This window comes from Oceanobacillus sp. FSL K6-0251 (genome assembly GCF_038004725.1).
Lineage (GTDB): Bacteria > Bacillota > Bacilli > Bacillales > Amphibacillaceae > Oceanobacillus > Oceanobacillus oncorhynchi.
The window spans coordinates 2,850,537-2,874,315 of the sequence record NZ_JBBORS010000001.1 but is presented as its reverse complement, the minus strand read 5'-3'; the positions used below and the strand labels follow the sequence as shown (position 1 = coordinate 2,874,315).

Genomic DNA, 23,779 nt, shown 5'->3' with positions numbered 1-23,779 from the left:
ATCAAACATGTTTACATTCTCTTTAGAATCATCAATAATGAATGAGGCGCAAAATTCTACAAAAGTTTACATAAGAGGTAGAAGGGATGAAGTTTTCGTGGATATCGATGTTCAAAGTTTAATTATTGAATTTCTCGGAGGAATCGGGATATTCCTAATGGGGATAAAAATGATGGGGGATGGACTCCAAAAATCAGCAGGAGATCACTTGAGGGATATTCTGGACCGCTTTACAACCAATCCTTTCCTTGGTGTGCTTGCTGGTATTATTGTCACTGTGCTTATTCAGAGCAGTTCAGGAACTACTGTTTTAACGGTAGGGCTTGTTAACGCCGGTTTTATGACATTAAGACAGGCAATTGGTGTTATCATGGGCGCGAATATTGGTACAACCATAACAGCTTTTATTATTGGAATCGATGTTGGGGAATATTCGTTGTTATTTTTAGCCTTAGGCGCGTTTACAATCTTTTTCTTTAAAAAGCAAAAAATCGTAGCTGTAGGACAGGCAATATTCGGATTTGGAGCTCTATTCTATGGGCTGGAGTTAATGAGCAGCGGAATGACACCTCTCCGTTCTTTACAGGCGTTTCAAGATTTGACGGTTTCGATGAGTGAAACACCGATTCTTGGAGTGGTTATTGGTACTGTATTTACTGTAATTGTACAAAGTTCATCTGCAACCATCGGTATTCTGCAAGGGTTATTCGCACAGGGTGCAGTTGACTTAAAGGCAGCTATTCCTGTATTATTTGGCGATAATATCGGTACTACCATTACAGCTGTTCTTGCAAGTATAGGTACATCTGTCGCTGCCAAACGAGCTGCCTATACACATGTAACGTTTAATTTACTAGGTGCGATTATTTTTATTATCTTGCTTTATCCGTTTACTCAATTTATTTACTATTTACAATCCAGCTTAAGTTTAAACCCGGAGATGACAATTGCCTTTGCGCATGGAAGCTATAATATCGCAAATACGGTTATTCAATTTCCATTTATCGGTGCTTTGGCATGGCTCATTACGAAGCTGGTGCCTGGAGATGATGTCATTATTGAGTATAAACCAAAGCATCTGGATTCTATTTTCCTTCAGCAGTCTTCATCGCTGGCACTGGGCCAGGCTAAGATGGAAGTCGTCCGTATGGGGAAATATGCGTATCAAGGTTTAGAGGAAACCCACAGTTATGTCACTACGCAGAATCCGAAAAATTCCGAGATGGCTCTGCAAATTGAAGGAGCGCTGAATAATCTGGATCGTAAAATAACGGAGTATTTAGTGGATATCGCTTCTACCAACTTAACAGAACCGGAAAGTATAGAACATACCAGCTTAATGAGTACAATTCGTGATATTGAACGAATTGGCGACCATTTTGAGAATGTGGTTGAACTGGTGGACTATAAAATGTCCAACAAAGTTTCGTTGACAGATCAGGCAATTGAAGATCTCAACAAAATGTTTGATTTAACGTATATGACAGTTAAACAGGCTGTTGAGGCTTTAGAGGCAAACGATCGGGAAGCGGCTTTAGAAGTTATTCAAAAAGAAGACCAAATCGATAAAATGGAGCGGAAATTCCGTAAAAACCATATTATCCGTATGAATGAAGGCACTTGTAATGGATCAGCAGGAATCGTTTTTGTCGATATCATAAGTAATTTAGAACGAATTGGCGATCATGCTGTAAACATTGCTCAGAACGTCTTAGGAGACCATTAAGGATAATCTGATATAAAAGGGCTCTATCTGTTGTAATGAAGCGGATAGAGCCCTTATTTCATCTATTTCGGGATAAAAGGGGAAGAGAACGCTTTTAACGTGATAACTGCCGGTCATTGTTATGCAGCGCGGAGGTGTATAAATTATCAACAGCATTTATGGAACATCTGATTATTTTGAAGCATGCATATTAAAAAGTGGGGATAACAGATGCGATAGAAATACAGCTTTTTCTATATATTACCGGAAATGAAAAAAGTTTTTATAAGTTTTTGTTGAAATATGTTATATTACATGCTATTATAATTCTTGCAGTCAACTTCTGATAAAAACTTTTGCAACACCGCAAAAAAAGTTGTTGACATAATCAACAGAACATGATAAATTATATTTTGTTGCTAATTAAAACAAACATTATTCCACAGTAGCTCAGTGGTAGAGCAATCGGCTGTTAACCGATCGGTCGTAGGTTCGAATCCTACCTGTGGAGCCATGGCGGTGTAGCTCAGCTGGCGAGAGCGTACGGTTCATACCCGTGAGGTCGGGGGTTCGATCCCCTCCGCCGCTACCAAAAAATATATACATACATTTGCTATTTCATGGCGGCCGTGGCGAAGTGGTTAACGCACCGGATTGTGGCTCCGGCATGCGTGGGTTCGATCCCCACCGGTCGCCCCATTCAATAATAGTAAAAGGACCCTTAGCTCAGTTGGTTAGAGCTATCGGCTCATAACCGATCGGTCGCAGGTTCGAGTCCTGCAGGGTCCACCATTTATTCTGCCTGGAGGTATACCCAAGTCTGGCTGAAGGGGTCGGTCTTGAAAACCGAGAGGCGGGTCAAACCGCGCGGGGGTTCGAATCCCTCTACCTCCTCCATACATATTTCACAACAGAATGATGGAGAGCTTTTATATCAAAGCTCCATGTACGGCTTGGTAGCTCAGTCGGTAGAGCAGAGGACTGAAAATCCTTGTGTCGGCGGTTCGATTCCGTCCCAAGCCATCTAAAAAACAAGCGCAAAGCTTGTTTTTTTGTGTGCTTTTTTCAGATTTTGCAAGCGGAATCTGATTCTTTTTTATAAATATTTTGTTGTTTCTTTAAGGCAAAAAAGTTTCACTAAATCAAAAAGGGATAGTCAATAATATGTAAACGGTTATTTAATAAGGAATGTTTGATACATATCAGTGCAAAATATTTGCAAGAAATTCTTACCTTTGATAACGTATAAATTGTAGAAATAAAATCATCATTTATTTTAAGGAGGAGTTACACATGGCAAAATTTGAATTACCGGAATTACCTTATGCATACGATGCATTGGAACCATCTATCGATAAAGAAACAATGAACATTCACCATACGAAGCATCACAACACCTACGTTACCAAATTAAATGATGCATTAGAAGGACATGAAGATCTGCAAAACAAATCAGTTGATGAGCTTGTGAGGGACTTAAATGAGGTTCCTGAAAGCATCCGTACCGCTGTACGCAACAATGGCGGCGGACATGCTAACCACAGCTTCTTCTGGAAGACTTTGTCACCAAACGGCGGCGGAGAACCAACTGGCGAGCTGGCTGATAAAATCAACAGCAAATTCGGTTCTTTTGACAAATTTAAAGAGGATTTTGCAGCTGCGGCAGCAGGACGTTTCGGTTCTGGCTGGGCATGGTTAGTATTAAACAATGGCGAGCTTGAAATCACAAGCACTCCAAACCAGGATTCTCCATTAACAGATGGTAAGACGCCACTATTAGGATTAGATGTATGGGAGCATGCATATTATCTTAAATATCAAAACAGACGCCCGGACTATATTTCTGCATTCTGGAATGTTGTTAACTGGGATCAAGTAACAAACAATTACGAAGCAGCAAAATAAAGAATAATTATAAAAGCTTGCAGATAACTTTATGTTTCTGCAAGCTTTTTGTATAGATACGGATCCTTCGCTAAAAATAAAAGAAGAAGGAGTCGTTTTCTATGCAATTACAACAGCAGTACAGAAGATATAAACAACAAAAAGATGAATATCGGGATCTTTGGATACTCTTGCTTATCGGCGCTTTATATGCAGCAGGAATCTTTTTATCAAATACATTTGTTAATGTGTACCTATGGAAGCAATCCGGAGATTTTTTTGTGATTGCTAATTATCACTTGGCAAGCTATGTATTCCAGGCATTATCTTTTATTTATGCTGGAAAATTATCCAAAAAAATCGATCGCATCATTATATTGCGAATCGGAATTCTTTTTTTATGTTTCTTTTTTCTGTTCGTTCTTTGGATCGGCGAGCTGGCTGCATATTATAATTTTATACTCGGTTGTTTATTAGGAATAGGGTACGGTTTTTTTTGGTTAGCTTATTATGTACTGACCTTTGAGATTACCGAACCGGATACAAGAGATTGGTTTAACGGCATTTCCGGCACACTGACCTCCTTTGCAGGTATGGTTGGACCGTTGCTTGCAGGATGGATGATTTCAAAAATGGCCGGGGATTTTGGTTATACCGCTATTTTTATCATTTCCTTAAGCCTGTTTATCGCTGCCATTATTGTAAGCTTTTTTATTATACGAAAGGGAAGCAGAGGAAGCTTTGCTTTACCTGCTGTCATCAATGAAAGAAAGAAAAATAAAAATTGGAAGCGTATTTTACATGCTCACTTTTTTCAAGGGCTGAGAGAAGGTATTTATGGTTTCTATATTACCATCTGGATTTTTCTTGTTACGAACAGTGAGCTTATTTTAGGGGTTTTTAATTTATTTCTTTCAGGATTATCCATTATTTTTTATTTTGTTGCTTTAAAATGGATTCAACCTGCATTAAGAAAAAAAGCCATTTTATTTGGCGGAATCTTACTGTTTGCTTCTATCTTTATTATTATTTTTGAAATGAGTCTGTTCTGGTTGATTGTATACGCGGTGATTATCGGAATTGCCTTCCCAATTCTGACCGTTCCGTATCAATCCCTGACCTATGATGTAATTGGCAGAGCACGGATGGTCAGCGAGAGAAGAGTGGAATACATTGTAGTCCGGGAAATTTATTTGAATCTGGGAAGAATTGCTTCGATTGCCGTGTTTATATTTGGCATGTTCCTATTTCCGCATGACGTGATTATCCCTGCTTTACTGATTATATTCGGCGCTGGACATGCCATCATCTATTTTTGCATCCGGAACATTTTTATTGGACCGTCAAAAAAACAAAAAATCGCATTAAAAGAAGATTTTACGGACGAAAAAAGTCGCTAAATGTGGTAAAATCAAACAGTGGTCTTTATTATAACTTGAACGATTATAAGCGGAAGGTAATTGTGCCCCGAGGGGCGGAGTTTCTTTTTATAATTTAAAGGTTTAAAAAGATGCACATAAATGATTCATTGTATATACTTTTAAACGAGCTATACAGTTTAATGCGATGCAAGTTCAAAATAGATGTGAAGGAGGAGAAAAGTGGTAGACAAGAAGAAAAAGAAAAAACGGGCTCAGCTTCCCGTTCGCATGAATATTCTTTTCTTTGCTATCTTCTTATTATTTTCTGCACTCATACTTCAGTTAGGTGTTGTTCAAATTCTAAACGGGGAAGCTTATCAGGACGAAATTGAGAGAACCAATTTAGATACGACAAGTATACCTGTGCCCCGGGGGAAGATTTATGATACAAACGGGAAATTAATTGTAGATAATGAAGCGATGTATTCCATTACGTATACGCCTCCCAAGGGTGTGCAGGCGGATGACCGTCTGAAAGTAGCGGAAACATTGGCACAATATATTGATATGAGTGACGACCAATATATTGATCGAATAACAGACAGAGACAAAAGAGAATATTATTTATTGTTACATCAAGAAGACATAGAAGAGCGATTAGAGGAAATTGATACAGAAGAAATGGACAATTCTGAGGTTTATAATGCGACGCTGGATTTGATTACGGATGAAGAAATTGCAAATTTTTCCAGTGGTGAATTGGAAATTATCGCAATTAAAAAAGAACTCGATAAAGCATATGCGCTAACCCCTCAAATTGTAAAGAATGAAGAGGTTTCCGCAGAGGAATATGCTTCTGTAGCGGAAAATCTGGATAAATTGCCTGGTATTAATGCTACAACGGATTGGAATCGTGTCTATCCAAACGGTGATACATTAACAAGTATTTTAGGCAGTATCTCCAGCCAGGAGCAGGGAATTCCGGCAGAGGATATGAGTGCTTACCTGACGAAGGGATACAGCCGGAACGATCGTGTCGGCAGGAGCGGGCTGGAAGAGCAGTATGAGGATTTTCTGCGCGGGCGTAAAGAACAGATTCAATATACGACACGCCAAAACGGGTCGATTGTCGGTTCGGAAACCATAGTAGAGGGAGAACGAGGCAAAGATCTGGTGTTAACAACAGATTTAGATTTTCAGCAGGAAGTGGATGAGATTTTATTAGATGAGTTTCAGTCCATGAAAGCAAAAAGCCCTTATGAAAATCGATTTGCAACCAATGCGTATGCTGTGGTTATGAATCCGAAAACAGGAGAGCTGCTTGCTATTTCCGGTCTGAACTATGATTCGGAGAAGAATGAGTACAGTGATGCAGCATTTATGGCTTTAGCCAATGCGCATGAGCCTGGTTCCAGTATTAAAGGAGCAACAATTCTTACTGGTTATGATTCGGAGGTAATTTCACCGGGCGATGCTTTCAATGATGCGCCGATGAAGTTAGCTGGAGCGCCAGTGAAAAAATCTGTTTCAGCAATGGGAACCGTTAACGATTTAAGTGCTTTAGAAAGGTCATCCAATGTTTACATGTTCTATGTTGCTTTACGGTTAGGGGGAGACTATCGTTACCCAATGCCGCATAATGCCAGCTTGAGCATAAATATAGGAGAAACCTTACAAACGCTGCAAAACTATTTTAATCAGTTTGGCTTAGGAGCATCTACGGGGATTGATTATCCATATGAAAGTACCGGCGTTAGAGGGGAAGCCCCGGATAACCCTGGTAATATTCTTGACTTTGCTATTGGCCAGTATGATACGTACACAACCCTGCAGCTTGCACAATATGTATCAACAATTGCCAACGACGGCTACCGTGTCCAGCCGCATTTCTTAAAGGAAGCGCGTGATCCAATCGCTTCTTTAGATGAGCTGGGGCCTTTGTATTATTCCAAAAACACATCGGTAATGAACCGGATTGAAATGACAAATGACCAAATCAGCCGTGTGCAGGAAGGATTCCGTCTTTCCTATCAAGGATCACAGGGAACGGGAAGCGGTTTTTTTGCGAATAAATCCTATAATCCGGCAGGAAAAACAGGAACAGCGCAGTCATTTCAGTATGTAGACGGCCAGGAGTTTGCCCTTAATAATTTAACATTAGTCGGCTATGCGCCTTATGATGATCCGGAGGTTGCTTTTGCCGTGGTTGTACCGTATGTTGGAATTGGTGAAGGAGACCAGGTCAACCTGAAAATTGGTGAACGTATTTTAGATACGTATTTCGAAATAAAAGAAGAGCATGATGAAGATGCGGAAGGTGATTCTTCCGAAGACAGTGAAACTGAAAACGAAGAATAAAAAAACTTCTGCCCGTAACGGGTGGAAGTTTTTTTGTGAATCATATAAAAAATGAGCAGCTCCCGGATGGAACAGCTCATTTTAAATTTGATGATTTTATTCGGAATACGTGGTGATGACATCGCCAATTTCGCTGAACGACATCTCGCTATCGATTTCATAGGTTCCAGGTATGACACTGCCGCTTAAATCATTATCATCCAGATAATCATTAAAGTCCCACGCGTCATCAATAATACCGGCATCTTCTAAAGCATTACTGATAGTGGAAGGCGGTGCGCCGTCCTCCAGTGTGATTTCTACTTCAATCACATCAGAATCCTCGGATGCTTCGTCATCTTCATTGCTTTCTGAGTCGTTATCATTACTATCTTCGTTCTCATTGCTTTCTTCATCATTACTATTTTCTTCTTCATCTGTGCTATCATTTTCATCCGAATCGTTGTTTGAATCGGAATCTGCTTCTTCGTTTCCGTTTCCTTCATCTGCATCGGAATTTTCTTCTTCCCCATCTTCTCTGCCAACGCTATAGGCAATGTATTCATCCTGAGTCAATACGGCATAACCTTGATCTTCCAAAACCGAAATCAAATCTTCCGGCTCGGTATCCTTCAGATTGCCTGAGGATTGACCGCCAAAAAGATAAATAGCGAGAAGCAGGGCACCGCTGGTTAATAGACCGACAGCAAACGCTCTTACATGTTGTTTCATGATAATACTCCTCTAATTATTATTTTTAGGTTGAGACGATACAGCGTCGTCAGATATATTTTGAGGCAATAATTCTTCTTCTAAAACAGATACTTTCTTTTTCAGCTGATATGTATCTTGCATTGTTGTAATAGACAATTGTTCAAGCTGACTCTCTACTTCTTCCAGACGATCGTTAATAAAGAATGACAGGATAAATAGAACAATTCCAATGACGACAACTGCCAAAATGGCAACTAACATTTTTAATTCCCTCCCTTTATGAGGATGTTCAAAAGCCTTCAAATGTACGCAGCGTAATAGGTCCGCGTTTACCCGTCGCAGCGGCTGCATTAAGCTGACCACATTGCTGTGATTACTCGTCCCGCCGAATACCATTGGAAACTTTTTGAACACGCACTTTATGTATCATTTATAGTTATACCATAAATTAAAAGAAGTGACTATGCTAAAAGCTGGAGAAATCTTGATAAACGTCTGCTTTAACTTTAATAAATCAATGTATGAAAAGTTTTCGGATTCTTTGAAGAAACATTCTTGATAAATTGAAGAAACTTTGATAATATAATTAAAGTCTGTACAGTTATGTAAAAAGGCAAGTTGAAAAGTTTGGAGGGATAGATATGCGCGTAAATATAACGTTAGCTTGCACGGAAACAGGAGATCGTAACTATATTTCTACAAAAAACAAACGTAATAATCCGGAACGTATTGAGCTTATGAAATACTCACCACGTCTTAAAAAACATACCCTACACCGTGAAACTAAATAAGCATTCATAAAAAACTCTTATCTGATATTATTGGATAAGAGTTTTTTTATCTATGGAGGTGGATTTCTCATGTCAGAAAAAAAGATGCTGCGGCAGCATATGCTGACGTATATAAGCGGATTGTCGGAATTTGAACGGAAAAATATAGAAGAAAAACTGCAGAATCAATTAGTGGCAAGTCCTGTGTTTCAGCAGGCTGCGACAATAGGCATCACAATCTCCACGGCTCAGGAGTGGGCTACATCTTCCATCATGGAAAAGGCATGGGAGGAAGGAAAGATAATCGCTTCCCCTAAATGTATTGTGAAAACGAAAGAAATGCAATATTATGTTTGGAATCAGCTCGATCAAATCGAAGCTGGCTATGCCGGGATAAAAGAACCTATTCCAGAAAAAACGACACCTATAGCGCCTGCTGATATCGATTTGCTGCTGGTGCCTGGTGTTATTTTTGACAAGGACGGCTATCGCATCGGTTATGGCGGCGGGTATTATGATCGTATGCTGGCTGATTATAAGGGTGTAACGATTTCACTGTGTACGGAAAAGCAGCTAGTTGATCGTATTCCAAGAGAAAGTCATGATTTGCCTGTAGAGCTGATTATAACAGAAAAACGAACTATAAAAACTTCCAAATAGCATATCTAATGTATAAGATGGCTTTCTTCGTTGACAATAAAAGATGTAAAAGAGGTTGTTCAAAAAGGGTACTATCTCGAAGGAGGTCAGGAAAATGATGCGCTTTATCTTTGTATTTGCGATGCTGCTATCCATTGCATTCCTTTTTATGAAATGGAGGTACCGCATTTTAAACAGCATGTTAAATTGGAAACAGGGGAGAAAGTACCTGGTACCGCTGCTTGGTAATATGATTTTGTGGAAAAAGAAAAAGGAAATGGTTTAATTTCTAAATCACCATTTTTATTTTCTTCACCATTCATCTGCATGCTCCCTCTTTGTCGGCGAATCGAAACGAGAGCTTACTCAGGATGGTAAGACAGGTGTGCTTTACGAATCTGTTTAAAAATTATCTTTGCACCCTGGTTTACTGCAAACGGAAAATTGTACCTGATTATAAATATTTGGTATGCTTCAAAGAGGGGAGGATGATTTATGGACATACCTATGCAATATCGGGCGTATGAGCTGGTGAATAAATTAACAACACAAGGTTTTCGAATTATTGCTGGTGACTATAAAACGGATGAAATCTGGCTGGAGCGCAAAGCTGACAGAAAATCCGCTATTATTCGAGTGAAACCGCAAACGTTTGATTGGTCGAATCACCTGCGTCAGGATTCGCAGATTGCCTACCAGCAGATGCAGCGGATCAGGCAGGCTATTGCGAGCTCAAATGCTGTCTTCTATTCAATTTATATCGCAGAAGAACTGCCGGTGGATGATTGGGAAGACGTAAAGCACCCGCGGGGAGAAGGAACAAAGAAAGCTCCAAAGATGCATACATATTATCTTGCTGAAGCAAATGAAGAGGAAGAAATCAGTCAATTAAACCATGATCTACATATTTCATTATCTTCGGATAGAGAAAAGTATGTAACAGAAACTGATAAAGAAACTGCCGCAAAGCGCATGAAAGATGTTTTATTTCAAGAAATACAGGAAGAAATGGAGAATCGTAAGAAAATATTTTCATTTTCGAAACCGTTGTTTACATACATATTGATTGCTTTCAACGTACTCATTTTTATTTTTCAAATAACCAGCGGAGAAATGGAGAATACACAGCATTTAATTGATATGGGGGCAAATTTTAATCTGCTTGTCATGGAAGGAGAATGGTGGAGATTCTTCACATCGATGTTTTTACATTTAAATTTTCTTCATTTGATGATGAATATGCTTGCTTTATTCTACCTTGGCGCAGCCATTGAACAGATATTCGGGAGGATCCGGTTTCTTTTTATTTATTTCCTGGGCGGTTTAACAGGTTCTATTGCAAGCTTTGCTTTTTCTATCAATGTGTCAGCAGGGGCATCGGGCGCTATATTCGCTCTGTTTGGCGCACTTCTCTTATTTGGGTTGATTTATAAGAAAATCTTCCTTCAGACAATGGGCTTTAATATCATGCTTATTTTAGGGATAAACCTTGTGATTGGATTTACTATTCCTGAAATCGATATGGGAGCGCACCTTGGCGGACTGGCCGGCGGGTTTTTGATTGCTGCAGCAGCCTATGTCCCAAACAAAAAAAATAAAAAGAATCAGCTGCTTGCTTTGGTTGGTTTTGTTGTGCTAAGTCTTGGATTGTTTATTTATGGCTGGTCTTTCAATTCTTCATCTCTAGAGTTGAAATTAATTGAAGTAGAGATGCAATTAGAAGAGAATCATTTTAACGAAGCCATTTCCATTGCAACAGAAGCTTTGGATGATACGAATGATGAGACGCTGATACCTTATTTCCTTTTCCATCGTTCGTTTGCGTATATTCAAGAAGGAGAGTATACAGATGCTGCAGAGGATTTGGAAGAGGCTGTTCAATACGACCATAGACTGCCGCAAATGTACAATAACCTGGCCGTTTTATATTCAAGGCAAGGCGCAAATACCGCAGAAATCGAAGCTATTATTGATGAAGGCTTATCTCATTTTCCAGATGATGAAGAATTATCCAAGCTGAAGGATGATTTGCAACCTTACTGATTAAAAAACCAGACTGCTGAACGTGAATGGCAATCTGGTTTTTTAGTGTGTTTTAAATGATGTAGCATGTATAGATTTCATCTGGTGATATAAACTATCTACATCCTATGATATAAGGTGATAAAATTGACCAATCAGATGAAAAAAGTAGCTTCAAGTTTAGAAACCAATGTTTCTTATCTAAAGTCTTATCTGGGAGTGGATAAAAGCTTCGACATAATTAATTTAGACTTAAACTATGCCGGGAAGGATATGGCTATGTTTATGGTCGACGGGTTTGCAAAAGACGATATCATGCTTTATATTATGCAATCGCTGCAAAGGCTTCAGCCGAATGAGCTGGATACCGATACATTACGAAAATTAATGAAGAGAGATATTCCCTATATTGAGCTGGAAGAAATGAAAGAAATGGATAAAATAGTCGATTTTATCCTTTCTGGAGCCACTGTTTTATTTGTGGATGAAATGGATAAGGCAATTATCATTGATGCAAGAGAATATCCGGCAAGGTCTCCAGAAGAGCCTGATTTGGAAAGGGTTGTCAGGGGCCCCCGTGATGGATTTGTGGAAACCCTCGTATTTAATACGGCATTAACCAGGCGCCGGGTCAGAGATCGCTCCTTAAGAATGGAGTTTACACAGGTAGGCAGACGCTCTAAAACAGATGTGGTTATCAGTTACATAGAAGATATAGCTGATTCCAGACAGGTGGAGAGGCTGAAAGAGTTACTTGACGGCATAGATACAGACGGGCTGCCAATGGCAGAAAAGTCGATTGAAGAATTTTTTAGCCGCCGATATTGGAATCCCTATCCGGCGGTCCGTTATACCGAGCGGCCTGATACAGCCGCTTCTCATCTGTTAGAGGGTCATATCGTGCTTATTATTGATGGCACTCCCAGTGTGATGATTACGCAGACAACATTCTGGCAGCATTTGCAGCATGCAGAAGAATATCGTCAAAAACCGAGTGTCGGAGCGTATTTACGAATTGTTCGGTTTATTGCCATTTTTTTTTCTCTTCTCCTACTGCCGTTATATTATTTATTTTCAGTACAGCCGGAGCTGCTGCCGGCAGCATTTGATTTTATCGGACCGGAAGATTCAGGTGTTATTCCATTGCTGGTTCAATTTTTAATCGCCGAGCTGGGCCTAGATATTTTAAGGATGGCATCGATTCATACGCCATCAGCACTGGGAACGGCTCTTGGCCTGGTTGCTGCAATCATGATTGGCGAGGTTTCGGTAGAAGTCGGCTGGTTTTCCCATGAGGTGGTTTTATATATTGCGACGGCAGCCATTGGCTCGTATGCCACGCCGAGCTATGAATTAGGGATGGCCAACCGCCTTGTCCGCTTATTTTTATTATTTACAACGGCTTTGTTCGGTGTCGGCGGATATGTTGTCGGTGTAACCATTTGGCTGTTATTTTTAATAAAAATGAGAACGTTGGATACGCCTTATTTCTGGCCGCTGGTTCCATTCTCCGCAAAGAATATGCGTGATACCTTTATTCGTTTTCCATTACCAGAGAGACATCTGCGTCCATCCATATTACGGCCGAAAGATCCAGATCGTTGATTCGATTTGGGTCTTTTTCGCATTTCCCATTTTCATGCCCTTTTGGTATAATGTTTTTGGTGATAGCATGGAGAATATACACGATGTACGAAAACTGCTGTTGAAGTTTGGTACTTTTATTTATACAGCAGATCGTTTAGGTGATTTAGAATTAATGATAATGGAAATAAATGAACTATATGAATGGAAATTGATCAGTGTAGAGCAATTTCAACAAGCGTTATTGCTTCTGAAAAAAGAGATAAGAGAATATAAAAAGGGGACGGAAAACAATGAGTGAACTATTAGCAGGCGTAGATATCGGCGGTACGACCGTTAAAATTGGATTTATTACAAAAAATGGAGACATCATTGAAAAATGGGAAATCCCTACGGATTTAACAAATGAAGGGGTCCATATCATTCCAGATATTTGGGCAAGCATTGAATCAAAATTACAGACGCCGTCATTCAAGGATGCTTCTATTAAAGGAATTGGCGTCGGAGCACCGGGCTTTGTAGATGCGCATGCCGGTATTATTGCAGAAGCTGTAAATATTGGCTGGAAAGATATTCATTTAGCGGAAGAGCTTGAAAAACTGGCGAACGTTCCCGTTTATGCTGAGAATGATGCCAATATTGCCGTATTAGGAGAGAACTGGGTCGGTGCAGGGAATCAATCCAGAAATTTAATTGCCATCACACTTGGTACAGGGGTTGGAGGCGGAATTATCGCAAATGGGTCCATCTTAAATGGTGCCAATGGAATGGCTGGTGAAATTGGCCATATTGAAGTATTAGAGAATGGTTATTTATGCAACTGCGGTAAAAGAGGATGCTTAGAAACTATTACATCAGCAACAGGCATCGTCAGACAGGGAATGGAAAAGGTGCAGACAAATCCGGACTCCAAATTGGCGAAATTATTTCAATCAGAGGGAAGTATTACCACGCAGCATATTTTTGAGCTGGCAAAACAGGGAGACCAGGCTTCCAAGGAGATTATTGACTATACCGCAGATGTTTTAGGTAAAGCGATGGCAAATATGTCAATGATTATTAATCCTTCCAATATTTTGATAGGCGGCGGTGTTTCCAATGCAGGGGATTATTTAATCGATGCTGTTACAAAAGCATTCAGAAAACACGCACTGCCAAGGATAAGCGAGGTATGTACGATTAAAGTTTGTCAGCTCGGCAATGATGCAGGCATTATCGGCGGAGCGTATCTGGTATATGAAAATAATAGTTAATTGATTTTCAGACTTGATTTTTTTAGATTATCTACTAAAATAGTAATTTATGAACGGGTATTAAAATAAAATGATTTAATGTGAAACCTTTTGCTTGCCAAATCGTATGAAAAAGATGTAGAATTCATTAATTGTAGGTTTACATTAGTTTATAAAATGGGAAGAAGTATGTTAAAGGATAAACTCGAATTCCTGTTTTTATTATTTAGGAGAGGATATAATGAAACGATTTAAAAAGCCAAAGATACCGCTCTATGTCATAGCGGCGTTACTTCTTGGCCTGAAAACGTATATTGTCTATCGATTTGTATTTAATATTGAACTTGATAACTCCATGCAGGAATTAATTCTGTTTATTAATCCATTTGTGTCAGCATTCTTAATACTGGCATTAGGGGTCTGGTTTAAAAAGTCTTCCAGACAAATGAAATATATTCGGTATGCGATGCTGGCGATGTCACTGATTGTCTGGGCAAATCTGGTATTCTATCGCCAATTCACAGACTTTATCACCATCCCGCAATTATTTATGGGAAGCAATATGACAGATTTAGGATCCAGTATCTTAACTTTGATTAAGCCATGGGACCTTTTCATTTTTGCTGATGTGGCGATTGTCTGGTATATAAGTAAGAAATTTGCAGGAAGTTTATCTGTCTTGTACCCTAGAAGTGGAAAAGTCGGTGTTCTGGCGTTTTCATTAGTTTTACTTGCAGGTAACTTTTTCTTAGCAGAAATGGAAAGACCGCAGTTATTCACCCGTGGTTTTGATCGCGAATATTTAGTGAAAAATATCGGGCTGCTTAACTATCATGTATACGATGTAGTTGTTCATTCTAAAAATGAATCACAGCGTGTTTTTGCTGACGGAAATGAAATTCCTGAAATTCAGGAATTTATAGAAGAAAATGTAGATCATGAGCGCAGTGAAGAGATGAATGGTGTTGCGAAGGATAAAAATATTATTTTCCTTAATGCAGAATCATTGCAGCATTTTGTGATGAACAGTGAAGTTAATGGGGAAGAGGTTACGCCGTTCCTGAATGATTTAGCTCAAGATGAGGATACGTATTACTTTGATAATTTCTATGAACAAACTGGTCAGGGAAATACATCTGATTCCGAGTTCTTAGTAGAAAATTCATTGTACCCGCTGTCCCGCGGTGCTGTATTCTTTACCCACGGAGGAAATGATTATCATTCCTTCCCGGAAATGATTAAAGAAGCCGGTTATACTTCTTCCGTATTGCATGCGAACAACAAAAGCTTTTGGAATAGAGATGCTATGTATGACAGCTTAGAAATCGATGAATTCCTTGGTGAGGAATCATACGATGTCACACCAGAAGATTCTGTAGGATGGGGTTTGAAAGACAAACCGTTCTTTGAACAATCTATCCCGCTTCTGGAGGATTTGGAAGAGCCGTTCTATTCCAAAATGATTTTACTGACAAATCACTTCCCGTTTGAATTAGATGAGGAAGATGCAACAATTGATAAATTTGATTCCAATTCCAATACACTGAACAGTTATATCCCAACTGTCCGTTATATGGATGAGGCAATTGAAGAATTCTTTGATGAATTGAAAGAATCCGGTATGTATGAGGATTCCATTATCGTCATTATGGGTGACCATATTGGAATCAGCGCAAACCATAATAAAGCGATGGCCCAATATTTAGATCAGGATGAAATTACTCCGTATGATCAGGTGCAATTGCAGCGTGTACCATTATTTATCCACATCCCTGGAGACGGTAATGGCCAAGTAATGGATGAGATTGCCGGTCAAATCGACTTGAAGCCAACCATGTTGAACATGCTTGATGTCGACCCTGGCGAGGATATCTATTTCGGTAATGACTTATTCAGTGATGACAGAAAAGACTATATCGCATTACGTAATGGCGATTTTGTCAGTGATGATTATGTAAGTACAGCTGGAATCTGTTATGACCGCGAAACCGGAGAGCCAATGGATCAGGCCATTGAAGAAGAGACTGATTCTGAGGAAGAAGCAAGTGAAGAATTAGAACAAGTAGAAAGTGCTTGTGACTCCATTCAAGAACAAGTGGATACAGAGCTTTCTTATTCCGACTCCATCATATACGGAGACTTATTCCGATTTGTTGATTTTGGAGATGAGGAAGAAGAATAATAAAAACGATGCAGGTGATGAGCGCCTGCATCGTTTTTTCTGTATTAATTAAGGCTCTATACTGAATGTGGTGGTGTCCTCCGTTCCATCGCCAGATGGAACGGAGGCAAAAAAATACACTCCTTTTCCTCTCTCTGATAACCTTGAGTTGTCGAGACAAAAGGAATGGGAGAGGAAAAGAGTGCATCATCATTTTATCACAGAGTTATTAGGAATAAAAGATTCTCATGTAAATGTCTGGGATCTCAGAGAAGAAGAAAGTCATTTCGTTGCGGAGTTATTCACGAAACCGCGCATGCAGAAATGTCCGTTTTGTGGAGAAAGAACCAAACGGATTCATGGTTACCGTTGGCAAAGCATTCAAGGGCCTGCTTTTACGACAAAAGAAGTTCATATTTCATTACGGAAAAGGCGTTACATTTGTGTGTCCTGTCATCGCACCTTTTATGAACGGCTTCAGATGATACACCGTTATCAACGGTGTATAGCAAGTGTTCAGACCACAGCGATGAAGCATGCAGCGGTGAGTTCCTTTCGTACGGCAGCACTGGTAACTGGTGTAACAGTGAATCGTGTTTTACGGTGGTTTGATCGGAAGGAGCTAACCTCCAGTAAAGTGTTACCTCGAGTCATTGCGATTGATGAATTTAAAGGCGATGCGGATGGAGAGAGGTTTCAATTGAATGTGGTCGATGTGGAGAATAGAAGAATCATCGATATCTTACCTGATCGAAAAGTAGAAACGATTGAGAAGTATCTAAAGTCATGTGATACAGGTAAAGTAGAAATGGTTGTGATGGATTTATCTCAAGCGTTTAAACAAGCCATTCGAAAAGCATTGGGCAATCCCCTGATTATCGCTGACCGTTTCCACTTCATGCGTCAGGTCTATTGGGCTTTGGATGAGGTGCGCCGTGAAGTTCAAAAGGAGCTTCCTAAAAAAGATCGGCTTCGAATGAAACGCTCCAAGAAACTTCTTTGGAAATCATGGGCAGCCTGTTCGGATGATCAGAAGAAAAAAGTACAGCAATTAGTAGAAATAGATGCCCGTTTAAAAGAAGCCTATGATTTAAAACAAGCGTTAGATACGTGGTTTAAAGAAAGTGATGCATACAATGTAACTTCCGGTTTAGAAGTATGTCTGGAAAAGTTAGAGGCATCCACATTAGAAGGATTTCATCGTGTCGCACGTACATTTAAAAGATGGCACCAGGAAATTCTGCATTCTTTTATGTATCCTTATAATAATGGCTACATAGAAGGAGTCAATAATACGATTAAAGTATTGAAACGATTATCTTATGGAATTAAAAATTTTGAACGAATGAGAAAGAAAATTCTATGGCAACAAGAGGTCAAGCTTGTGCTGAAGCAAGCTTATAAATAAAGAGGTGGAGGAATGTTTTTCCACCACCACATTTGACATAGAACCTTAATTAATCAGCTGTTTCTATTGTTGTATTTTTGCTTTACAAATAATCTAATAAAATAAACAAAAACGATTGCTATAAATGCAATATTAAAGAATCTCGGCTCTTTCATAAAAGAATAAATAAAAACACAAAGAGTGATGAACATAATGATGCTGCCCAGCAGGTCTGCTTTAGAAAGTCGCATTTAATCACTCCTGGCTTCGTATTTATAATTACTTGCAAATGAGTATGTATAAAAGTGAAGATGCCTTAATCAGGCTTATTTTGCTTCCTGTGGTATTTTTTATTTTTACTATTTGGAGAACAGGCTTTTTTAAGATAAGAAAAATCAGGAGCACTATTAGACTTTTAAAACACAGTGTTGTTGTTAACGAGATATACGCTGCGGGAAGTGGAGTGTAGTTCTGAATCCTGATATTACTCACTTCATGAAACCCGTTGAAGCGGCCGCCACCAACTTTTTAGATACTCCTAAAAGTGCAATAAAAAACAGACTCCTTTCATGTTATGCAACATAAAAAGAATCTGTCCGTTTCGTTTTAGCCCGTAATTTCTGAAATAATAGTCGCGATGGAGAAGAATCCAAAGACAACTGCAGTCAGAGCAGAAAATAACAGCGCCAGTATATTTTTATATTTCAACTGACGAATCACGGATACGACCGCTAATAGTGCAACTGCTAAAAATATAACTCCTAATATAATATGGCTCATCCGAAATTTTCCTCCTTTTCAACGTAATTATTCTTGTGTAAAAAGTCAGTATTTAATACTATGTAATTATCGTTAAACTATTTATATTTTATAGTATTTCCAAGTGTTTGTCGAGTTATTATAAAAGAATGGAGAGATAGGTATGGAAATTATTGCGATGCCGGTAGGTTTAGTCCAGGCAAATTGCTATATCGTTTACAAAAAAGAAGAAAAAGATGCTTTAGTTATCGACCCCGGCGGTGAACCGGAGAAGATTATTGCTGCCATTGAAAAACATCAGCTGAACGTGAGGGCAATATTACTGACCCATGCTCATTTTGATCATATCGGTGGTTTGGAAGGGCTTCGGGAATTTACAAATGCACCGGTTTATCTTCATAAAGCTGAATGGGATTGGTTAGGGGAGCCTAAATTAAATGGATCAGCTAAATTAATGGGTCAGCCTGTAACTGCGCAAGCGGCAGATAAAGAATTAGAAGAAGGACCATTGGAAGCTGGCGGATTTTTCATGGAGGCATTACACACCCCTGGTCATTCGCCGGGAAGCATCAGCTTTGTTTTCCCTGAAGATAATTTTGCTGTTTGCGGAGATGTCCTGTTTCAACAGGGGATTGGAAGAACAGATTTAGTCGATGGAGATATAGATATTCTTGAGCATTCGGTAAGGGAGAAATTATATCGTTTGCCGGAGGATCTGACGGTTCTTCCCGGCCACGGGCCAGCAACGACAATCGGCTATGAGAAGAAAAATAATCCTTTTTTTCCGGCATAGAAAGGTAGTATCTTTATTGCGGGGACCAAAATTAAATAGAAAAAAGACCATCTATAATCCAATACAGATGGTCTTTTTTCGATGTTTTTAATGTCCAAATCCAGGTACCAGGATAAACTCAGAATACCAAGTATATCCAACAATAAATACCGTACAATATGCACCAAATAGATACATGTACATACGTTCAGACAGCTTTAAGTAACTCAGTGTAAGGAAAAACGCCGTTTGAACCAGGAATAATAGTGCAGTATTCAGCATGTCACCTACATAAAACATAACTGTAAAAATACCTGTCCAAAAGGCAAGAACACGAAACATGCGGTCCATGTCTTCCCCCTCCTTTATAGGTAACGTTCTCATAGTTATTATATACGAGCAAGAAAGGATTGTAAACGATTCTTAAAGATATCATGCCCAATTAGCATAGATTTAATTTCAAAACAATGAAAAATCATTCACATTAATGCTGAATCTGTCCTTTTATACGTAAGGGCGGGATAATCGATAAGTATGATTGCTATCTGTCGGTTTGATTAAAAAAACGATATAAATTGTATTGTTTCTTTCTTTGTGAAGTGTTATGGTAACATCTCCTTGAGGAAAAACATAATCAGTCTGATAGGGAAAAGAAATCTCATCATCACCTGTTTCGTTCCGTAATTGCTGATATGCCATTTGAAAAAGTGTTTCTATTTCTATATGATACAGCTGGTTTTGAGCGACAGCTTTTGACGTATGGTAATGATAAAGCAAAAAATGGATTGAAAGAAATACAATAAGAATTACCCAGACGACATGAAATAATAAAAACCCTTGCTGATTATGGATAATTGTAAATCGTTTTTTCATAAACGTCACCTGATTCTTTGGTAATGGTTAAATAAATGGCGTTTGCATGTTCTTCAAACGTAATATCAGCAACCTGACGAAGATAAATTTCATGGCCTAATCCATTTACCTGCCTGCGTACCGTATTATTGTAGAGGCTGACGCGGGCTATACTTTCTGTATGGTCGTTTCGATCGGCAGCACGGATATATAATTGATTATTCGCTACATGCGCAGAAGAGGAAGACATGACATCATAGTGTAATTGAGTGAAAAATTGTTGTACAGATAAGGCTTCCGTATTTGTTTGTTTCAGCTGCAATGCAGACAGAGCGTAAGATACAAAAGGCAGTGTTAATACCAGGACGGTCATAGCAACGAGCATTGAAATGAATGTAAAACCTTTTGTATTACTCCATAATCGCGTAGAGGCATTTACTCTCTTTTTTTTGTTTTGCATTAGTCCATTCAGCACATCCTTTCAGGTACTCACCTTCCAGCGAAAAAGAGAAGGCTGCAGGCGTCTGATATGGAGTTACGGTGTAGTAGTCCTGAAAAGGTGCCGCTCCCGCCAGCACGCCCTGCATGTCATCATGTAATTTACTTGTGATTTGTACTTTTTCAATGGAATTGTACTGTTCTTTGGCAATGATGGAGAGAAGCGGCAAAAGTATCGTGAGCATGGAGAATAGAAGCAGGGATGCGATTAAAGTTTCAAATAAGGTAAACCCTTTATCTTTTTTCCACATAGTATCTGCCTTTCCCTAACGGAAATACAATCTGATAAGGCTCTCCTGCCAAGCTTACTCGAATCGTCTGGGGGTTTTTTATAACCCCGCTGATGTAGAATTCAACATTTTTGGGAAATGAGGTTACTAACGAAAATTGAGCCGGATATTCCCGCTTGATTTCTCTGAATCGATCAAGCACAATGCTGTAGCTGTCCGGGTTAAACTTTAGTACATATGGGATATCGTTTTCCTGCGTGCCTGCTGTGCTTTGCAAGTAGAGCACATCCATTTCTAATGTATCAAAAAAATGCTGCAGCTCTAATTTTTCTATTTGCTCCACCTGCTGCCTTGGAATGAGTAAAAGAATAATCGACAGGATGGATAATGCGAATAATGCCTCAATCAGTGTAAACCCTCGTTCAGTTTGAAGCATTTACAACACCATTAGAAATGGAGAGCTCATTTCCGTTTGAGCATGTCCGCTGGTCTTCGGTGATATAATCAGCGCTTACCAGCTGATTCATACTGGAAGGTAAATTGCCTGTATCAATATGATAAGCATCTGCCTGAGCTTGTACGACAGAAATTAATGCATCACAGCCCTTCGAGTGAACATCCCCTGTTTTCTTTCCCAGATTCGGTATAATTAAAATCATTATTACCGAGATAACCATTAAAACTATCAACATTTCAATCAGTGTAAATGCTTTTGAACTTTTTAACATAAAACCGCTCCTTTACATTGTATTCATCAATTCAAACATAGGCGACATCAGACTAACGTAAATCAATATGATAAATGCGCCGATAATTGAGAAAAAAACCGGTTGGATATAAACAATGCTTTTTTGAAGCCGCTGATACATGGTATCAATCGAAATATCTGCATAGATAGCTAAATCCTTCGCCAGGCTTTTCGCATCCATATTAGAGGATAAAATATCCGTCAGATGACTCTCTAAAAATTCCATTGTTGTTAACAGTCCGTGAATGGTTCTTCCTTTAAAGTATTCCAGCTGCATCTGCTTCGCGTAATAAGAAATAATCGGGAGCTTAGTCTGCCGGGACATATAATTTAATAATTCCTTCATCGGCATTCCGGTTTGCAGGAGAGAGCTGTATAATGCGGCAAAGTGGAAGGATGTTTGTCTTTTTACGTAAGAGCGGTAGAGAGGCACTCGTTTATATATAGACAGTTTTGTTTCTAAAGAGATATTATTTCTTGAAAATAGCCAAACAAGTACAACAAGGGTGGAAAAAACAAGAAGAATTAGGAGAGAATATCCGAGCCATGCAGAAAGAAAAATAACAGTCTGCAGCAGCATGGGAAGCTCACCAAACATCAGCTGCTGGAAGGAAGGGATGACGCGTGAATAAATAAAAAATAACAGCCCGCTGAAAATTATCATTAATATAAGGGGATAACGCACTGTTTGCTGAAATTTACGAATGTAGTGAACGCGTTGCTGAAATAATTGATAGCAATGCTCGATTCGTTCATAAATATCTGCTTTTTCCCTTACTACAAAAAGGTAAGAGACAATGGAATGGTGGAAACCAGCCTGATCCATTGCTTCATCCAGCTGCTTTCCCGCTTCCAGATTACTTAAAACCTGTTTGGAAATGTGTTCTAACTCACCGTAATATTTCATTGCATCTAAGGAATGGACGAGGGTAAGGCCTCTGGAAAGCATGCGCTGCAAAACATGTAAAAATTGCAGCTGGGTGGTAATCGTTAACCTTTGATTATTGGGGAGAAATCGTTTCAGTAAAGCCATAAGCAAATGCCTTTCTTTGTAAATTTTTAAATTGCTGCTTTTCCGGGAGAGCTTGCAGGCTGCCTTCAATGGCTTTTGTCAGGTGGACGCCTTCAATCAATTCTCCGATAGCACTCCGCTGCTGTTTATTCTTTCTTCTGATTGGAATAAGGCGCAGAGCACCTACTCCAATCAGAATCTGATGAAGATTGGCTGTTTTGATACCCATCTCTTTCAAACGGAAAATCGTACCGACAGCATTCTTTGCATGCAGCGTACTAAGGACGAGGTGACCGGTCAGAGCAGCCTCTACGGCAAAGTGCGCAGTTTCTTTATCCCGTATTTCCCCGACCATCAGAATATCAGGGTCATGACGCAACGCAGCTTTTAATCCCGCTTGATAGGAAATACCTGCACGCTCATTTATTTGAACTTGCAGAATTTGCTTTATTTTTCTTTCGATGGGGTCCTCTAAAGAAATGATTTGACAAGGTCTTTCTTTCATTTCCGTTTCTAACAGGGAATATAATGTAGATGATTTCCCGCTTCCTGTTGCCCCGGTTATCAGGATAAGGCCCGATTCATGGCTCATCCATCTTCGCATTTGCTTTATTTGTTTTGGAAAAAGAAATAAATAATCCAGCGGTAAAGTGTCATTTTGAGGAAGAATCCGGATGGCAATCGTTTCTTGCTGATAATGAGGAAGGGTTGAGATACGAAGTGCATAATCTCTTGATTCGAAACTCCAGATCATCGTACCTGCCTGAGGCTTTCTGCTTTCACCGATATCCATATTCGCACTAAATTTAAAAAATGTTCTTAAAAGCTGATATTGCTTTGTTAAAATGGTCCGGATGAAGGTACGTTTTCCGTGGATGCGGAAGTAAATTTCTGTTTCCTGCTCATAGGGATAGAAGTGGATATCGGATGCATGCTGCTTCGTGGCCGACTGAAAGAGATCGTCAGATAATTTTGTGACGTGATTCATTAGCTCACCTCCTTTACAACTATTTCTGACATAACTTATAATTCGACATTCTTTTTAAATGTCCTTCTTTTTATCAAAAAAGAATAGAATTTTTTTAATTGTTTAAACTAAAAATAGAACGGTC

Annotated in this window: 25 protein-coding genes and 6 tRNA genes; 20 read left to right on the top strand and 11 right to left on the bottom strand. The window is 39.2% G+C overall.

The features are described from left to right. Positions 1 to 97 precede the first annotated feature (97 nt). From MKY45_RS14430 to MKY45_RS14385, 10 genes are all read left to right on the top strand, one after another. Positions 98 to 1,726, top strand: coding sequence for a Na/Pi cotransporter family protein (locus tag MKY45_RS14430; protein WP_341173048.1), 1,629 nt, complete (start codon positions 98 to 100; stop codon positions 1,724 to 1,726). 418 nt (positions 1,727 to 2,144) lie between these two features. Continuing rightward, positions 2,145 to 2,219, top strand: a tRNA-Asn gene (locus MKY45_RS14425). 1 nt (position 2,220) lies between these two features. After that, positions 2,221 to 2,297, top strand: a tRNA-Met gene (locus tag MKY45_RS14420). 31 nt (positions 2,298 to 2,328) lie between these two features. Next, positions 2,329 to 2,404 (top strand) — tRNA-His (locus MKY45_RS14415). 16 nt (positions 2,405 to 2,420) lie between these two features. Next, positions 2,421 to 2,497: transfer RNA gene (locus MKY45_RS14410), tRNA-Ile, on the top strand. A gap of 12 nt (positions 2,498 to 2,509) precedes the next feature. Next, a tRNA-Ser gene (locus MKY45_RS14405) sits at positions 2,510 to 2,602 on the top strand. 53 nt (positions 2,603 to 2,655) lie between these two features. Next, positions 2,656 to 2,728 (top strand) — tRNA-Phe (locus tag MKY45_RS14400). 270 nt (positions 2,729 to 2,998) lie between these two features. After that, complete coding sequence (sodA, locus tag MKY45_RS14395; RefSeq protein WP_042534787.1) at positions 2,999 to 3,610, top strand: superoxide dismutase SodA; 612 nt, start codon at positions 2,999 to 3,001, stop codon at positions 3,608 to 3,610. Positions 3,611 to 3,711: 101 nt separating this feature from the next. Further along, complete coding sequence (locus MKY45_RS14390; protein ID WP_341173047.1) at positions 3,712 to 4,989, top strand: MFS transporter; 1,278 nt, start codon at positions 3,712 to 3,714, stop codon at positions 4,987 to 4,989. Positions 4,990 to 5,190: 201 nt separating this feature from the next. Continuing rightward, complete coding sequence (locus tag MKY45_RS14385) at positions 5,191 to 7,308, top strand: peptidoglycan D,D-transpeptidase FtsI family protein (RefSeq protein WP_341173046.1); 2,118 nt, start codon at positions 5,191 to 5,193, stop codon at positions 7,306 to 7,308. A gap of 96 nt (positions 7,309 to 7,404) precedes the next feature. Here the strand turns inward: MKY45_RS14385 and MKY45_RS14380 are convergent, their stop codons facing one another. Together MKY45_RS14380 and MKY45_RS14375 are read right to left on the bottom strand one after the other, a co-directional pair. Continuing rightward, a complete protein-coding gene (locus MKY45_RS14380) occupies positions 7,405 to 8,019 on the bottom strand; it encodes a hypothetical protein (protein WP_341173045.1) in 615 nt (204 codons plus the stop codon). 12 nt (positions 8,020 to 8,031) lie between these two features. Then, entirely contained in the window at positions 8,032 to 8,262 is a 231-nt protein-coding gene (locus MKY45_RS14375; protein ID WP_042534783.1) for a hypothetical protein, read from the bottom strand. Positions 8,263 to 8,642: 380 nt separating this feature from the next. On the opposite strand from MKY45_RS14375, the gene rpmG reads away from it, so the two are divergent. From rpmG to MKY45_RS14330, 9 genes are all read left to right on the top strand, one after another. Beyond that, a complete protein-coding gene (gene rpmG, locus MKY45_RS14370) occupies positions 8,643 to 8,792 on the top strand; it encodes a 50S ribosomal protein L33 (protein WP_040985278.1) in 150 nt (49 codons plus the stop codon). A gap of 69 nt (positions 8,793 to 8,861) precedes the next feature. Then, positions 8,862 to 9,431 (top strand): 5-formyltetrahydrofolate cyclo-ligase, encoded by a 570-nt coding sequence (locus tag MKY45_RS14365; RefSeq protein WP_052485088.1) that lies wholly within the window; start codon positions 8,862 to 8,864, stop codon positions 9,429 to 9,431. Between the two features lie 94 nt (positions 9,432 to 9,525). Continuing rightward, the gene (locus MKY45_RS14360; protein WP_175297070.1) at positions 9,526 to 9,696 is read left to right on the top strand and encodes a hypothetical protein; all 171 of its coding nucleotides are present in this window, start codon (positions 9,526 to 9,528) and stop codon (positions 9,694 to 9,696) included. A 209-nt stretch (positions 9,697 to 9,905) separates the two neighbouring features. Next, positions 9,906 to 11,453: a rhomboid family intramembrane serine protease gene (locus MKY45_RS14355; protein WP_341173044.1), complete on the top strand. Its 1,548-nt coding sequence runs from the start codon at positions 9,906 to 9,908 to the stop codon at positions 11,451 to 11,453. A 138-nt stretch (positions 11,454 to 11,591) separates the two neighbouring features. Next, positions 11,592 to 13,037, top strand: a complete 1,446-nt coding sequence (locus tag MKY45_RS14350; protein ID WP_042536315.1) for a spore germination protein — start codon at positions 11,592 to 11,594, stop codon at positions 13,035 to 13,037. Positions 13,038 to 13,104: 67 nt separating this feature from the next. Then, the gene (locus MKY45_RS14345; protein ID WP_042534778.1) at positions 13,105 to 13,317 is read left to right on the top strand and encodes a YqgQ family protein; all 213 of its coding nucleotides are present in this window, start codon (positions 13,105 to 13,107) and stop codon (positions 13,315 to 13,317) included. Beyond that, positions 13,310 to 14,269, top strand: coding sequence for an ROK family glucokinase (locus tag MKY45_RS14340; RefSeq protein WP_042534775.1), 960 nt, complete (start codon positions 13,310 to 13,312; stop codon positions 14,267 to 14,269). Before MKY45_RS14345 ends, MKY45_RS14340 begins: the two co-directional genes overlap by 8 nt. 220 nt (positions 14,270 to 14,489) lie before the next feature. Beyond that, the gene (locus MKY45_RS14335) at positions 14,490 to 16,430 is read left to right on the top strand and encodes an LTA synthase family protein (protein WP_193063933.1); all 1,941 of its coding nucleotides are present in this window, start codon (positions 14,490 to 14,492) and stop codon (positions 16,428 to 16,430) included. A gap of 181 nt (positions 16,431 to 16,611) precedes the next feature. Further along, entirely contained in the window at positions 16,612 to 17,817 is a 1,206-nt protein-coding gene (locus tag MKY45_RS14330) for an ISL3 family transposase (RefSeq protein WP_341172375.1), read from the top strand. Positions 17,818 to 18,402: 585 nt separating this feature from the next. Here MKY45_RS14330 and MKY45_RS14325 read toward each other — a convergent pair. After that, the gene (locus MKY45_RS14325; RefSeq protein ID WP_084612994.1) at positions 18,403 to 18,576 is read right to left on the bottom strand and encodes a DUF2759 family protein; all 174 of its coding nucleotides are present in this window, start codon (positions 18,574 to 18,576) and stop codon (positions 18,403 to 18,405) included. A gap of 142 nt (positions 18,577 to 18,718) precedes the next feature. Here MKY45_RS14325 and MKY45_RS14320 point away from each other — a divergent pair, with 142 nt between their 5' ends. Then, complete coding sequence (locus MKY45_RS14320) at positions 18,719 to 19,348, top strand: MBL fold metallo-hydrolase (RefSeq protein ID WP_341173043.1); 630 nt, start codon at positions 18,719 to 18,721, stop codon at positions 19,346 to 19,348. 87 nt (positions 19,349 to 19,435) lie between these two features. Here MKY45_RS14320 and MKY45_RS14315 read toward each other — a convergent pair whose 3' ends face one another. From MKY45_RS14315 to comGA, 8 genes are all read right to left on the bottom strand, one after another. After that, complete coding sequence (locus tag MKY45_RS14315; protein WP_040985302.1) at positions 19,436 to 19,678, bottom strand: DUF2626 domain-containing protein; 243 nt, start codon at positions 19,676 to 19,678, stop codon at positions 19,436 to 19,438. 153 nt (positions 19,679 to 19,831) lie between these two features. Then, positions 19,832 to 20,200 carry a hypothetical protein gene (locus MKY45_RS14310; RefSeq protein ID WP_212929467.1) on the bottom strand — a complete coding sequence of 123 codons (369 nt, stop codon included), beginning with the start codon at positions 20,198 to 20,200 and terminating at the stop codon, positions 19,832 to 19,834. Continuing rightward, entirely contained in the window at positions 20,172 to 20,639 is a 468-nt protein-coding gene (gene comGF / locus MKY45_RS14305; RefSeq protein WP_084612993.1) for a competence type IV pilus minor pilin ComGF, read from the bottom strand. Before comGF ends, MKY45_RS14310 begins: the two co-directional genes overlap by 29 nt. Then, entirely contained in the window at positions 20,590 to 20,928 is a 339-nt protein-coding gene (locus tag MKY45_RS14300; RefSeq protein ID WP_042534765.1) for a hypothetical protein, read from the bottom strand. Before MKY45_RS14300 ends, comGF begins: the two co-directional genes overlap by 50 nt. Beyond that, a complete protein-coding gene (gene comGD / locus MKY45_RS14295; RefSeq protein ID WP_193063930.1) occupies positions 20,912 to 21,343 on the bottom strand; it encodes a competence type IV pilus minor pilin ComGD in 432 nt (143 codons plus the stop codon). The genes MKY45_RS14300 and comGD overlap by 17 nt, the downstream gene beginning before the upstream one ends. Next, positions 21,330 to 21,635 carry a competence type IV pilus major pilin ComGC gene (gene comGC / locus MKY45_RS14290; protein ID WP_042534761.1) on the bottom strand — a complete coding sequence of 102 codons (306 nt, stop codon included), beginning with the start codon at positions 21,633 to 21,635 and terminating at the stop codon, positions 21,330 to 21,332. Before comGC ends, comGD begins: the two co-directional genes overlap by 14 nt. Before the next feature lie 12 nt (positions 21,636 to 21,647). Then, complete coding sequence (locus MKY45_RS14285) at positions 21,648 to 22,688, bottom strand: type II secretion system F family protein (RefSeq protein ID WP_042534758.1); 1,041 nt, start codon at positions 22,686 to 22,688, stop codon at positions 21,648 to 21,650. After that, the gene (gene comGA / locus MKY45_RS14280; protein WP_341173042.1) at positions 22,657 to 23,655 is read right to left on the bottom strand and encodes a competence type IV pilus ATPase ComGA; all 999 of its coding nucleotides are present in this window, start codon (positions 23,653 to 23,655) and stop codon (positions 22,657 to 22,659) included. Before comGA ends, MKY45_RS14285 begins: the two co-directional genes overlap by 32 nt. Positions 23,656 to 23,779 lie beyond the last annotated feature (124 nt).